The organism is Sphingomonas sp. BL2 (genome assembly GCF_056680015.1).
In genome coordinates this window covers 96,299-110,484 of record NZ_JBWXPL010000002.1, presented here as the reverse complement: position 1 = coordinate 110,484, position 14,186 = coordinate 96,299, and the positions used below count along the sequence as shown (strand labels likewise).

Here is a 14,186-nt window from a genome sequence, read left to right as displayed (position 1 = left end):
GCTAACTAACGATGACGTCCAGCAGCTTGCTGCACACTAAAATGTCGCAAACCGACCGCGGCTACGCGTCAAAGCGCTCCCTTAGAATGCCCATGGCGAAAGGGGCCCCCTGCCTTGCACTGATCGGTTGCGATGGTGCCGGTAAATCCACGCTGGCAGCCGACCTGACCAAGCGACTAAACCGGCTCGCTCCAACCCGATCGGTCTATCTGGGACTTGGGACCGGCGATCTTGGTCGCCGAATTGGTCAACTCCCGGTACTCGGGCCGATCGCCGAACGCTTTCTTACTGGTAAGGCTAAAAAGGCGCATGATGGTGCCGGAAAGCGGTTGCCCGGCCTCGCAACAGCATCTGCTATGTTCGGTTTTTCCCTTCTGCGGCTGCGTCGTTTCCGACAAGTGTTGGCGTATCGCAAACGCGGCATTCAAGTCGTGACAGACCGCTACCCTCAAGCCGAAGTGGCCGGGACGTTCGACGGGCCCAGCCTTGCATGGACGCGTAAAGGCAGTCCTCTTGTTAAGAAGATAGCGGCGCGCGAGCGAGCGCTGTACGAGGATATGTCTACCTATCAGCCTACGCTTGTCATTCGATTGAACGTCGATGCCGATACGGCGCTTGCACGTAAAGGCGATCACGAGCGAGCGCAGTTAGAACGCAAGCTTGCCGTCATACCGACATTGCTGTTTGGCGGAGCGCCAATTGTCGATGTCGATGCGACGCTCCCGTACCACGTTGTCATCGCAACGATATTGGACGCAGCTGCGCGGTACGGCCTACAGGGCCTGTAGGTCCGATTCCGGCCATACCAATGGAATTTAGCCTTGTGTCGTTGCAAGGCTGGCGTGATTGACTTTGTTTTGAATTGATACCTCGATGACCAAACTTCCCCCTCTGATTGCAGTCATCGGCTGCGACGGCTCCGGCAAATCGACGGTAACCGAAGCGCTGCAAGCATGGCTTGCTGAGCGCGGGCCGGTACAGATTTGTCATCTCGGCAAGCAGTCCGGGAACATCGGCCGTCAAATCGCGCAGCTCCCCCTAATGGGGGGGCGGCTCGACAAATCGATCCAGACCAAGGCGCGCAAAGCACAGGCGGACGGGGGGCCGGGTGTCCTGCCGGCGATTGTCATCTACGCGTTCTCGCTGCGACGAGTGCGGCGATTTCGCCGTATGATGCGCTTGCGCCAAGCAGGGCACGCGATCATCGCCGATAGATTTCCCCAGCTTGCCCGGCCCGGCCCGATGGACGGGCTCGGCCTTGCGCACGCATCGCGCAACGGATTGGTGGGGCTACTTGCTAGGGCAGAGCTGCGCCGCTTCCGGGCTATGGTCGCGACCGTGCCAGACCTGGTGCTACGCCTCAACGTCTCTCTCGATGTGGCGGTATCCCGCAAATCGGATCACCGCGTGACGTCACTTGCTCGAAAAATCGTCGATGTCCCGCATCTGGCGTTTGCCGATGCCCCAATTGTCGAGCTCGACGCCGATCGCCCGCTTGAGCATGTGCTCGAGCAGGCCAAGGCAGCGATCGATGATCGGTTGTCGCAGCTCGCTATCGATAACCCTGTCGCGGGTCGCTGGGCGAATGGCGCTCGATGAAACACATCGCGATCAAACGCTGGTTCGCAGATGGCGTGTTCCGGACCATTATCCGCAATGCGTCGTACCTTGGATCCAGCAAGCTAATGGGGGCGCTGCTTGGCCTCATTGCCCTGGCCTGTGCCGGGCGGGGCATGACTCCTGCGATGTTCGGCACGTTGGTGCTTATCCATTCCTACGCCAACGGAGTGGGCGGACTTGTCAAATTCCAGACGTGGCAATTCATCGTTCGCTACGGTGCCCCAGCTCTTGGTCGTGGCAACGATGACGAACTGCGTGATGTCACGGGATTTGCATTCGGGTTGGATCTCGCCAGCGGGCTTCTGGGTCTCGCCGGGGGGCTGGTCCTCCTTCCCTTCCTGGCAGGCTGGCTCGGCATAGGGAGCGGCGACCTTGGCTGGGCGCTGCTCTACTGCACGTTGATCCCCACGATGACGGCGGCGACGCCGACCGGCATCTTGCGGGTACTGGATCGCTTCGATCAGATAGCTTTTCAGCAGCTTGTCACGCCGCTTCTGCGGGCAGCCGGCGGTATAATTTCGTATTTCGGCCACCTCGGCTTCGCCGGGTTCGTACTCACCTGGTATCTGGCAGATTTGGCGGGAGATCTTTGCCTGTGGTGGATGGCGGTTCGTGAACTGCGCGCCAAGGGCATACACAATGGCCTAGTACCCCGTCTGATTGGACCTGGCCGACGGTTGCAGGGGGCCTGGGACTTTGTCTGGACGACCAACATCGCGCACTCGATCTGGTCTGCCTGGGGTCCGATAAGCAACCTGATCGTCGGTGCCATGCTCGGACCAGCAAGCGCCGGCTTGTTTAAAATCGCGGCGACCTTCTTTGATTCCGCCAGCAAGCCTGCAGACCTCCTGTCACGCAGCTTCTACCCCGAGATCATGCGGCTCGACCCTGCCAGCCGACATCCCTGGCTGCTCGGAATTCGCAGCGCCTTTGTCGCGGGCGCGATCGGCTTAGCCATCCTCCTTCTGGTAATCGTTGGTGGAAAGCCGCTGATCAACCTGGTTTTCGGCAAGCGCTATATGGAAGCCTATGAACTGCTGCGCTTGATGACCGCATCCCTGGTCGTGACTATGGCCAGCTTTCCGCTTGAGTCGCTGCTTTACATGGCAAGGCGACAGCGCGCCGCTTTGGTCGCCGAAGGCTTCGCGGCATTTGTTTATGCCGGGCTTCTCTTTGCTATGATCCATCAGTTTGGGATCGCCGGTGCCGGGGCAGCGTACGTTGCCGGCGTGTGCCTGAAAGCCGTCGCGATGCTGATCCCGACGCTCTCTTCTTATCGCCACCGCCAGACCTTGGCTCAACCGACCCCAAAGGCCGCTTAACAATGAAAAAAGCGCACACACGCGGTGAAGAATTTTCTTCCGCTATTCTTAATGCAATGTTTTATGCCGTTGATACAGATGACATCGTTGATCCCCACGTTAGTCTGCCTAACCCTGTGCCGGTAGCCTGCACCCAGGACGAGATGGGCAGGTGCCTCGATCTTTGCGTTCAATTCTGGGAACAGGGCGCGGATCGATTAGTGATGAGGAACCTTGCGGGTCAGCTTTTGCGGACCGGTGACCTTGCCCCGGACGAGCGCGTCAAATACAAATATATTAGGGCGCGATACAAGCATTTACGCTTTGCGTTCGTCCTGTACGGCACCAGACACAAGCCCCCACCACTGTTCGCCGCGACAGTTGCGGTTATGGGGCATCTCCAGGACGCGTTTCGTATTGGTAACCGCGCCAGCGTGATGCGGTACGGAGTTTTACTTCGCGCGCTGCTTTCAAAGCCAGTCTGGCAATACGTCAGACGCGAGGTCGCCGGCTTAAAGCTAGACGACGCATCTGGCTTTCTTGCGTTCAGGCAAAGCGAGGTCCAAAGAATCCGGCATGCTCTGCAGAGTACACTGACCAGTCACGATTTTCATTCCATCCGAAAAATTGTGAGCCGGCAGGTATCGTTCTACGATACATTAAAAACACTTGAGCCCGATGACCAGCTATACAAGGTATCCCGCTTTCTTAGTGCGATCAACGGTTTGATGGGTAGCATGCATGATGCCTTGATCGAGGAATCCGGCGCCGGGCAGCGTGATTACCATCGCGACGTTCTCGATCTTCCCGATGATATCCGGGCACGCTTAGAAATGTTGGTAGCCTATTACCCCGCATAGCTAAGGTAATTAGTTGGCAGGGGTCCCAGTATTTGGTCATGAACTTTCACTCGGCAGTCTGCTAACGGCGCACAGCGACGATGCGCGATGCGGAGGGTTCGCTAGCGTCGTAGAGCCTTGCCATGTCAGCGCCGGATTTCCGACCCGAGACAACGGCTTCGGGGATCGCGCGACGCTGTTGTTCCGTGAGTTTACGCCGGCGTCCGCCAATCATTCGCTCAGGACGGGCTTGGGCACGGCCGGCGCGGGTACGCTCACGGACCATCGCGCGCGCGAACTCGGCGAAGCTGCCGACCATCTGCATCACCATGCGTCCCGCGGCCGTGGTGGTGTTGATCGCTTCAGTCAACGAGCGGAAGCCTGAGCCTGCAATTTTGATCCGCTCCATGATGGGCAGCATGTCCTTCGGGCTGCGCGACAACCGGTCGAGCTTCCAGACAACCACCATGTCACCGTCCCGCAACGGGTCGATCATTGCCAGAAGCTTTGGCCGGTCCACAGTCCGCCGCTGGCAGTCTCCTCGAATACGCTGGCGACGTTGCCCGAACCCGCCACCGTAACCCGTATCGCTATCTCCAGACTGTTGTGACCTAGCTATATCCAGGCCCTTGCGGCTTTTCATCAGTCAAACAAACTAAAGGCAGCCAATCTGTAGACGTGTCGACATATACATGTGTCGACATAATTGTTTGTTGAATAAGGGCTCTGAATATGGTCGAAAATGTAGGCTGCGCGTCCCGGTCGCTTAGAGGGGCGGTGTGAACGCAGCCGTTGTAATGGAACTGCGAACGCGCGGGCCATCCGCGGGGGATGCAGATTTTCAGCGTTCGCTCGATCCGTTGTTGAGTGGCTGCGCACCCCGCCGCTCATATCTTCGCCGAGCCGATGGTCGAGTTTCAACGGCGAAGGTACCCAGTCCGACGAGATGGCAGAGCGTGCGTCATAGCGATACCGTCTTGGTTGCCGACGCAAAGCGAGCATTTTAAAAATAGTTCACGTGATAACGTTAGATTGATGTAAGTTAGGATTGTCCGGCGCCTTGACCGGTGTCTCATGTCCGGGTTTTTGACGTTGATAAACAGCCACGAAGCCCTGATCCGTCTGCTGAGCGCTCAAGGTGAACTTTCTCCAGAGGATCGGCATACGATTTCGTCGATACCCATGACCTCACGATCTTTCTTATCTGGCCACTTTATTGGAAGAGAGGGGCGGTCGGTTTCGACATGCGCCATACTCATCCGGGGGTTCGCAGTCCGGCAAAAATCAACGGGCTTAGGCGACCGCCAGATTGTCTCCCTTCATGGTCCCGGTGACGCGCTTAATTTCCAGAACGCGTTTCTCGGTGTTCCTGATTACGACATTCGCTCGGTTGAGGATTGTGTAGCGTCTTTCGTCGATGCGTCGGTAATTAGAGCCTTGGCGGCTGAACTACCGGCAGTGGCTCGTTCGCTCCTGATTGGAGCTTTTACCGATGCCTCGATCGCTCGCGAATGGATGCTCAACATCGGACGTCGAAGCGCTCGAACAAGACTAGCACATTTTTTGTGTGAGTACTTGGACCGGATAAGTTTGGGGCGGCATCCTGCCGACGGAAAATACGAGTTACGGCTAACCCAAGAGCAGATCGGTGACGCGACCGGAATGACCTCTGTTCATGTCAATCGTATGCTGAAAGTTCTACAGTCGGAATTACTGATCAAGCAATTAGGCCGCTATTTAAGCGTGCCGAATATGGAGGCATTAATGTACGCTGGCGAGTATAATCCACGATACCTCCATTTGCCGCAGGTTAACTCCTAAATCTCGGTCCGTCGTCGCGCTCGCTAAGGCTGACACCGTTTGGCTAAACGAGTTTTATCTCAAACTTATTTCTCTATTGATTGATCGGTGGCCTGTTATGGGGGCGTCGTTAATTGCTCGCCAAAGCGGTGACGTATCTTAAAGTATGTTCAAGCCCCGTTAGTGGCTTCCCGTGAACCAAATAGCGACCCTTCGGCTTACCGCGGAGGCGCCTAGCCCAATAATGAAGATCGTAAGGGATACGCCCCAGATAATAACAACGCTGACAATCAAGGTATGCAACAGGGTCGCCTCAGCAAAGCGTTCAAAACGACGCGTTAAACGCATTCGTATGACGGTTGGGCTATACCAAAACAGGCTATTATCTTTACAATATGGAGCATGCAGTCAGGCGAGGTGCACGACTGACGTGGCGTGCGCGCGGATCGATTGTGACCAGAGACACTCTGGCTGTGTCCGATCCCGGTATCCCGCGGCGAGCCTTCCCAGGCCGTCACGAGCGGCAATTGACTGCGGTAGTGGGCCATCTGACCGGCATGCTCTCGACGTGCCATATTCGCCATGGCTGCGGCCGGTTTCTGGGATTGCCCGCATGCTCTTAGCAATTCACGGAAAATCGAGGTGGCGGCGTACGCCACGTCGGGCAGGAGCGTGGCCTACACGGCGAACGTCGCAAGCTTCGCCTGGACGCCCTTAACGGCGCGTCCGTTTCCGTCACGCTGCCCGACGAAGGGGTCTCTTTTGGACGCCGATTGACGGCTCTTAACCTCAGCCTCAGCCTCAGCCTCAGCCTTCGTCATCGTCCCTACAGCGCGCATAGCGGCGCAAAGCTTGTTCCGAGACAAAAGCTTGTGCGCAAGACGTGCCGGGGCGGTCCCTGGGTCTAATGTCGTCGCCACGTTATTCCCCCTCGATCGCATCTCAGTTGGACAGGATCGCGTACCGACCTGTCCGCAATGTAGTTGCGCTCCTGAGCCGATCCGCTGCGAGACTCGTGACATGGGCTATCGAAGTGGTCAGCCGATCCGTTTTCCCAGCACTTTTCCGGATGGGCTGGCCACTGCTCGTTACTGGCGCGGCGCTGGAGCGCCCCCTAAACAGCTTGCCAAGGTCGTTTTCTGGCTTTGGCCCACCCGCCGCCCTGCGTTTTACACCGGCGTTGATGCGGTCGTTACGGATGAACATGTCGGCAGCTTCTTCGTTTGTACACAGCCAGATGCCCGGAAAGTGACTGGTCGGCTCGCCTCGCGACCTCCCGGACGTGTGAGGCGGGCCCTTAGATTCTGCGGACGACCGGCACCGCGGTAACAACAGGTATAAACCTGGGTAAGCGAGGCTCTCGCTGTTATGGCGTTAGATAAGCCCATGCCGACAGCACGGCCCCCCGTTTCGCTGTCGGCGACCATCGCTCGCACCAACGTAGCTTGAGCTGTCGTCGCAACACTATCATCAGGGCTATGGAACTGGGCCTGGCTGGTGTCTCGTGGCGCCGAGCAGGCTCCTTTAGAGCTCGATTACGGCAGCTTGTTCAGTTCACACACGGCAGCGGCTGTGATCGGTCGATCCGACCGGGCCGTCGCTACCACATAACAACTGGCAGGGGGCTTTACGCAGTTGATGCTCGATCATCCCCTTGGCAAGCATATGGAGCCCCAAGAAGACGTACCCGCACGCGATAGCGGGTTTGACCAGCGTTTCAGTTCGTTCGGCTGCGTTGCTTGGCCGATTGCGCGGTGACTGGCTGCGGCTGTTATTGTGACAATCCAAATTTGGGACAGATGTAAGGAAGCAACTCTCGCTGGACGCGAGGTGAAGGTTATAGGCGGTGGCGCGTCTGCTGGCTTGGAGCGTTACATGGTTGAGTTACTGGCGATCGTTCCGGCAGCGGTAGCGATGTCGATCGGCACACGTTCACTTCTTAAATCTCGTGAACGCAGACAACGGTCAGAACGCCGCCGGCAGCGTCACAAGCGAGAAGCGGGGATTTGGTGGGCAACGATGTGGCTGTCAAAGGACAAGCGGCAGAAGAAGCTTACATACCGACAAGACTGAATGTCAGGGAAGCCGACCCGAAGAAGATATTATATTTGTGCATTGCCGAAAAAGAGAGTGGTCTGACGCGACACCGCTGAGTAGCGGCGTGAGTAATTAAGTATGAAATTGCAATGATTGAACATCACGCCATTTAAAGACATCGTTCATTTTCAAAAGAGTATGGCTCACTAAGCGCCAAGGCGCAGTTTTGTCGGGCAACGGACGTAAAGCGCACCCATCATAATGAGGAACTTGAGCGCCTAATTCATTGCATCAGGATCACGTTGGTAGCTTACGTCAACGATGACTTCCGCTTTGGCGCATCCTGTCCCTCAGTGCTCGGGGTGTCCTTGTTGAGCGTATCGCTCGGACGCCGGGCGTCGCCCTCATTCTGGTGCTCGGTCGATAGGTTCGGCTGTTTTGTTGTGGTTGTCGGCTTGATTGGATCGCTCACTATCTATCTCCTCAATAGGCCAACAGGCGAGGCCGTCTCACGTTCCATATTGGCGTCATTGCTGCGTTTCGTCTGACGCGACCGCACCCATCGTCATTGCCAGCAGCGATGCGCCGCGTTGTTCGTGATCGAGTTTCAGCAGGCGGACCCAGTGCGCGATGTGCTTGCTCGCCGCCTCGACGCCTTTGCGCTGTAGCTGCGGGGTGGTCAGGTTCGTATCGTTCTGGATTACCGATGCGATCGACAGGGCAAAAAAGTCGATGATGTCGTCGGCGATCAACGCTTGATCGGCGGAGTTTGCCGCGAGGTACTGCATGACGATCGGCATGATCTCCTGAAACAGGTCAATCTTGGCCTGGTCGTCTACCTTCATGATGTCCGCGGGCATACTGGCATCCTCCGTGCCTGGCATGTATTGCGGGAGGCCACGAAGCGGAAGACGTTGCGGACCATTCTCGCAGTATCGGAGCCATCATGAATCATCCACGTGAATGGTTTCAGAAGAAGGTTGTAGGGATTGGCTGGTCCCCTCGAACCTGGGAAGGCTGGGCAATCATTGGCTCGGTCATCGCGATCGGCGCGCTTGTGGGCCGGGTGAACCTCTAATGTGTAATCGAGCAAGGTTCGACGGCGAGCCCGAGACCATCACCGAACGATTTGGTGTGCAATGGCTTGCCGACAAGCCAATGGATAACCGGTTAGAGCCCAAGGAACTGCGCCCGTTCGGTCGAGCCTATGTCGTGCGGAACGAACGTGAGCGCCGCGGGCTCGACGTGATGGAATGGGACGTCTTGGCAGGGCAGGCGAAGCAGGCGGGACGTAAGGTCGCACAGACGAACGTGCGCACCCTACACCTACCCCAATGGCGATCTCTCGTCAGCGATCCGGTCAATCGGTGCCTGATCCCGCTAACAGAGTTTTGCGAATGGGCCCGCGAACCAACCGACCTCGGCGACGGCAAGAAGCCTATCAAGGGGGAGATGTGGTTTGGAGTGATCGATCAGCCCGTGTTCGCGATCGCCGGCTTCTGGCGACAAGTCGGCGACCAGCGCTACTTCGCGATGGTCACGTGTGACGCGAACACACTGGTCGCGCCGATACACCCGAAGGCAATGATCACGATCTTGCGGCCGGACGATCACGAGCGGTGGTTGACCGGCAGCTATGACGACGTGCTGGCGCTACAGCGTCCATATCCGGCGGACCAGATGACCCTAAGGGGGCCAGTATTCCCGACGCGAAATATAGTCTTTGGCTGACGGGATGGGGCTCCACCAGCCTACGTAACCGCTTTTCGTCGACACCCAACGTTCGGACTGGCGAGCCGGTCTCCCAATAATGACCCTTCGTTCAGTGCAATCTTTCCCGGCTTCGGACTCTTACTAATACGAGTGACGGTCGCCTAACCGGTTGCCTCCCATGGATTTCCCTTCAAATATTACCGGTAGCTCCGATTATCGACGTGTCGACACGTCGACGTGTCTGCTGTCGAGATGACGTTCATCATCCAAAGGGTCAGCCTGCGGACCGCAATATTGTTCGTCGGCAGACACAGGTAGCGCCGACATGGCCGGCTCGACCGATCAAAAACGGCTAGCGGTTTGTGAGGCTGACGGGGTTTTCCGTGTAATAGCACGAACTCTCCAGTGGTGATTGTCCGGCTCATGTCACAGCTCGGCGTTTTCCCTGTCAAAGCACGATGATTCCGTACTGATCTCTACGGTATTGCACCAGAATCACGGTGCCCCCCCCAGGACCGGCTGTCCAAACGCGGCAGGCCTCGGACTGGCCAGCTAATGTTCGTGCTATCACACGGAAAACCCCCTTTCCGTTGGACAAGGATGAGGCAGCGACACAGATTGATCGCTGATAAAGGCGAGTTTGGGATCATGGGCGACGTTTCGGTTTTTCAGGGCGACCTGTTTTCGGTGCACAGCCCGCTATACGGCGATGTCCAGGGCGAGCGGACCGTGGCTGAGTTTCCGTTTTTCGCCCTGTCGAAAAAGGCCCATATGACCCCGATGGTCTTTGAATCGGGCGAAGCCCGGATCGAGATCAATCCGAGCAAGACCGGTGTCGCGACGATCTATGACAAGGAAATCCTGCTCTATATCGCCAGTCTGATGGCGGAGCGGGCCGAAAAAGGCGAAAAAGCCGACCGGATCATGACGTTTACCGCCAATGATCTCTTCCGCGTTACTGGTACGAACTCGTCCGCGCGGTCCTACACGTCGCTCAAGGCTTCCTTGAACAGGCTGCAGGGCACGCAGATCGTCACAAATATTGAGACTGGTGGCGAAGGATCGGACAGCTCGTTTTCCTGGCTGCTCAAAGCGGATATCAAGTATATCAAGACGTCGACGGGTGAGCGCCGTGTAAAATGGGTCGAAGTGATGGTGTGTGACTGGTTGTATCGGGCGATCCTGACGGATCAGCGGATCGCTGCATACCATCATGACTTCTTCAAGCTTGGCCCCATCGAACGGCGTCTCTACGAACTTGCCAAATTCAACTGCAAGGACGACGGTTTTACACTTGATATTGGTGAGCTGGCGGCGCGCGTAGGCTGCGCTTCGGACCGACGTGGCCTGGAATATTTTAAGAAGCAGCTCCGCGACGTATCTGAACAGGATAGTCTGCCCGAATATACTCTCGACGTGGTCGAAACGAAAATCCCGTCGGGACGCGGTGGTCGGCCGCGGTTGCATACGACGATCGGCTTTCGACCCAAAAGAGATCTCGAAATTCTCGAAGACGGCACCGACGCGTAATCGGCTTGCAAGCGCGCACGGGGTTTTCCGTGTAATAGCACGAACTCACATTCGGCACTCTAAGTCCTGACCGGCTAAGCTACCGGGGCCCGGCGAAGGGTTTTCCGTGTGATAGCACGAACATTTCCCTAGTTTTCCGTGCGAAAGCACGAACCTTGGCGCTTTGCCCTGCCCCGATAAACCGCAAGGATGATGGAACGGCGGTCGTCGTTCGTCGAATTCGGTTTTTTCCAAATCCGACGAGCGAGGGCGTGGTCGTAAAGATCATCGGCAAGGGGGGACAAGTGTCGGGTTTTCTGAGCCGCATCGTGCGCAGCGTTTACGCCAGCGCAGGGTGTATACGCTGCTCAGGTCGCCACCTGCCCCACCAAGCCCATGACATCGATAACGAAGGAATGGCTGTGAGCGGATAAAAGGAAACCCGGCACGAGGGCCGGGCATCCCAAAAGCACATACTAGGTTCGTGCCGGCAAGCACAAACAATCGTCTACCAACGATCCCTAAATATGCGCTTTTCAGATTGAATTCAAGGATGCGCGTTTCGCGCCACGGCTGACTTTTGCCTGTTTCCGCCACCCTCAAGAGGGAACGGATGATGGGGACTATTACAATCGGCGATGCCGCGCTGAAGGCGTTCGGCTTGCTGACGCGCGAGCATGCGCCCGCGCGATCGGGTGCGCTGCACCAGACAGGCGCACCTGTGCTACGCGACAGCCTGGAGGCTGGTACCTTCGAAGAAGTCTTCTGGACGCCACCCGGCAAGGGCGAAACCGACCGTTTGCTGCATGTTGCGCGCAAAACCCTCGATGCTGCACGGCGGTTGCGGCGCGATGCGCGCTTGGGAGAACGGACGCTTACGGTCGTCGAGCGAGGTATCGCTCAGCTTACCGGCAGCGCCGTACGGATCTTTGAAGAGATCCTCACCCTTGCGCGGTTAAACCGTGGTCGGGTGTATCCCTCCTATAACTATCTAGCAGAGGCGACGGGGCTTGGTCGTGCAACGGTTGGTCGTGCGCTCCGCATTCTCGAAGCGATCGGGTTTCTCGTGCGCCAGCGGCGCTTCAACCGTGTGAAGAACGACGGCCCCGGACCTCGGTATGTACAGACATCCAACGCCTACCGACCTTTGCTGCCTGGCAGCGTGCGACCCTATCTTCCGCGCTGGATGCGTCCCGCGCCATTGCCCGATGACGTTGTTCAGCATCACGCTGACCATGCCCTAGAAACCAATGCGATGCTGAAGACGCTGTCCTGCCGGGAACTCGCACAGATTACCGTCGGTGGTCCGCTCGGCAAAATTCTTGCCAAGCTCGGCGAGACGATCGATCGCACGGAGCGCGAGGCTCAAATTGATCCAGAACCGCTATTAAACTCTATAAATATAGGAAATGCAGTGTTGGCCTAGACGGCCAACGCGATAGATCACGGGCGGAAACCGGAGACGCCCGAACCAAAGCACCTGAATAATACGCGGAAAACCCTGGACGCGGCGACGATGTCGCCGCGAATGCTCCCTAATGGGATCATGCGGTTTCTGAAGCTCTGATTATCCGACCGCATTCGAAGTAGACACGTCGTGCCATGCGTTATGAGAGAATCATGCTTCTTATCAACATGTTGAGCCAAGACTCGGGTTAGAAAGCGCCCGCATTCACGAAAGTGAACGGAAATCGAGGTCCCGGCGATGCAGGACCGGCAGCCCGGCATTTTGTCCCTACCGCGTCATGACGCTTGCGTATTGGCGCTGGTATGCCTAACCGCAGCGCCGTCGGGGAGTGGCGCAGGCTGGTAGCGCACCTGGTTTGGGACCAGGGGGTCGCAGGTTCGAATCCTGTCTCCCCGACCATAGACCGTAAGGTTTTATTCTCGCTCCTTGATGCTGGCGGGTGCCTTCATCATTGTATGCCGCCTCAAGGCCGCGATCCAACGTGAAAACGACGGACTTCGCCCCAGGATAACCAGTCCCAGAAGTCTTGCGATTTATGGGTCGGTTCGCGCGATTTGCGAGATCCGGCCAAATCCGCAAAGGCTATGGGGAACCAGGACGCTGCAATACCGCGGCGTCGCACAGATAATCGAGGCTATTGCGTGACACCGACCGTCATCACTCCAAGCGGCCCAGGTGCGATGGAAGCAGGCCTTGTCCTCGACGAAGTGGGCCAGCGCTTCGTCGTGCTGACGTTCAAGGAACCGGGGGGCGAGCCCCTATTGGTCACGTTTACGGTTCCTATCTTCCAGAACTATGTCGAGCACCTTGTCCGTACGGCGAAGGCAGCCAACGAGGAAGCCAACTGGGGCATTCCCGGCTGACCAAGATAGCTCATCTTGACGGTGGATTTCTCCGCCTCGGGCGATAGCCTTGCGCTAAGCAGGCAATGGCAATGGGCCTGAGTATCCCTGAACCAGCTATGTTCCGACGGGCGGTTGGACCAGAAATGCAGCGTCATCGCCCGATATGCGTTGCGCGCTGATCCAGAACGATGTTGAGAGCCCCTTTGGGGGTGATACCAGCCACGGTTGCCCGACCAGTATAGCCCGTCGCATCGTACGTCCCCGTGCGATTGATACGTAGCCAGTCACCCTTCTTTTGCGGGCAGCTTAGGGTCTGCGCATATCTGCCGTCGGCGACGCGCTGGCTGTCGATCCGGCATCGTGCTTTCGGGTCAGGCATCAGGAGCGTCGCGATCCCCTGCCCGCTCGACAGATGCTTGCGTTCGGCCTTCGATTTGCCTTTCATCATTCGCAGAAGGAAACCGGGAACACCCGGTACGGTCAGGTCTACGACCTTCGAGGTAATGTCCCAATCTCCTGGCTGCATCACCTGCGCGGTAGCGGTAATCGGAAGGCCAACTAGCAGAAGCATGAGGTATTTCGTCATACCTCAATCATTTACCGGATTGTACACCGTACACAACTGACTGCCCTTCCGGGACAGGTGGTCTCGCTTTCTGGAGCGACGGTACCAAACAGTTTGCCCCGGCCTGCGCGATGACCCGTTACATTACCGTATGGGTGCCCTCCCAGAGCGTCCATGCTGCGCGCGCCACGCGTATGCATTGCGCCGATACGCAACCCAACAGCGGGACCATGACGTGAACGGTAAATATGTGGAACCGGGCGCGTAGACCGCCGAGCGTCACATTATTTGCCGTGCTGATCTTGTCATCTGCACGAGGAAGAAGATGGGCTACCAGTGTACGTCTCCAGATCGGCACGACGCCACTGCCCGCCTTGGCTGGCAAGGCAAAGCGGGGCCGAAGGCGCACCTTGCATCTCATCGCAATCCAAGGGCAGGACTGGCGGTTACAACTGAGTTGCTTATTGACCGTAGCGGCTAGGCTGTTAC

General features: G+C 57.4%; 11 protein-coding genes, 1 tRNA gene and 1 pseudogene. 10 read left to right on the top strand and 3 right to left on the bottom strand.

The window, feature by feature from the left end:
• Window positions 1-11 precede the first annotated feature (11 nt).
• The 4 genes from AC1ME3_RS19035 (at window position 12) to AC1ME3_RS19020 (ending at window position 3,781) form a co-directional block, all read left to right on the top strand.
• On the top strand, window positions 12-788 hold the full coding sequence (locus AC1ME3_RS19035) for a nucleoside/nucleotide kinase family protein (RefSeq protein ID WP_480955986.1): 777 nt from the start codon (window positions 12-14) through the stop codon (window positions 786-788).
• A gap of 85 nt (window positions 789-873) precedes the next feature.
• The gene (locus tag AC1ME3_RS19030; protein ID WP_480955985.1) at window positions 874-1,599 is read left to right on the top strand and encodes a nucleoside/nucleotide kinase family protein; all 726 of its coding nucleotides are present in this window, start codon (window positions 874-876) and stop codon (window positions 1,597-1,599) included.
• Window positions 1,596-2,942 (top strand): lipopolysaccharide biosynthesis protein, encoded by a 1,347-nt coding sequence (locus AC1ME3_RS19025; protein ID WP_480955984.1) that lies wholly within the window; start codon window positions 1,596-1,598, stop codon window positions 2,940-2,942. The genes AC1ME3_RS19030 and AC1ME3_RS19025 overlap by 4 nt, the downstream gene beginning before the upstream one ends.
• A gap of 2 nt (window positions 2,943-2,944) precedes the next feature.
• Entirely contained in the window at window positions 2,945-3,781 is an 837-nt protein-coding gene (locus AC1ME3_RS19020; RefSeq protein WP_480955983.1) for a hypothetical protein, read from the top strand.
• Between the two features lie 61 nt (window positions 3,782-3,842).
• On the opposite strand, the pseudogene AC1ME3_RS19015 reads toward AC1ME3_RS19020, so the two are convergent.
• A pseudogene (locus AC1ME3_RS19015) lies at window positions 3,843-4,360 on the bottom strand (recombinase family protein).
• A 474-nt stretch (window positions 4,361-4,834) separates the two neighbouring features.
• Here AC1ME3_RS19015 and AC1ME3_RS19010 point away from each other — a divergent pair.
• Window positions 4,835-5,581, top strand: a complete 747-nt coding sequence (locus tag AC1ME3_RS19010; RefSeq protein ID WP_480955982.1) for a Crp/Fnr family transcriptional regulator — start codon at window positions 4,835-4,837, stop codon at window positions 5,579-5,581.
• 2,543 nt (window positions 5,582-8,124) lie between these two features.
• Here AC1ME3_RS19010 and AC1ME3_RS19005 read toward each other — a convergent pair.
• Window positions 8,125-8,457, bottom strand: a complete 333-nt coding sequence (locus tag AC1ME3_RS19005; RefSeq protein WP_480955981.1) for a hypothetical protein — start codon at window positions 8,455-8,457, stop codon at window positions 8,125-8,127.
• A 217-nt stretch (window positions 8,458-8,674) separates the two neighbouring features.
• On the opposite strand from AC1ME3_RS19005, the gene AC1ME3_RS19000 reads away from it, so the two are divergent.
• From AC1ME3_RS19000 to AC1ME3_RS18980, 5 genes are all read left to right on the top strand, one after another.
• A complete protein-coding gene (locus AC1ME3_RS19000) occupies window positions 8,675-9,328 on the top strand; it encodes an SOS response-associated peptidase family protein (RefSeq protein WP_480956094.1) in 654 nt (217 codons plus the stop codon).
• 600 nt (window positions 9,329-9,928) lie between these two features.
• On the top strand, window positions 9,929-10,840 hold the full coding sequence (locus AC1ME3_RS18995; RefSeq protein WP_332747435.1) for a replication initiator protein A: 912 nt from the start codon (window positions 9,929-9,931) through the stop codon (window positions 10,838-10,840).
• 592 nt (window positions 10,841-11,432) lie between these two features.
• Entirely contained in the window at window positions 11,433-12,245 is an 813-nt protein-coding gene (locus tag AC1ME3_RS18990; RefSeq protein WP_480955980.1) for a helix-turn-helix domain-containing protein, read from the top strand.
• A 364-nt stretch (window positions 12,246-12,609) separates the two neighbouring features.
• A tRNA-Pro gene (locus tag AC1ME3_RS18985) sits at window positions 12,610-12,686 on the top strand.
• A gap of 242 nt (window positions 12,687-12,928) precedes the next feature.
• Window positions 12,929-13,150: a hypothetical protein gene (locus AC1ME3_RS18980; RefSeq protein WP_480955979.1), complete on the top strand. Its 222-nt coding sequence runs from the start codon at window positions 12,929-12,931 to the stop codon at window positions 13,148-13,150.
• Between the two features lie 133 nt (window positions 13,151-13,283).
• Here AC1ME3_RS18980 and AC1ME3_RS18975 read toward each other — a convergent pair whose 3' ends face one another.
• Entirely contained in the window at window positions 13,284-13,718 is a 435-nt protein-coding gene (locus AC1ME3_RS18975; RefSeq protein WP_480955978.1) for a DUF3617 domain-containing protein, read from the bottom strand.
• Between the last annotated feature and the right edge of the window lie 468 nt (window positions 13,719-14,186).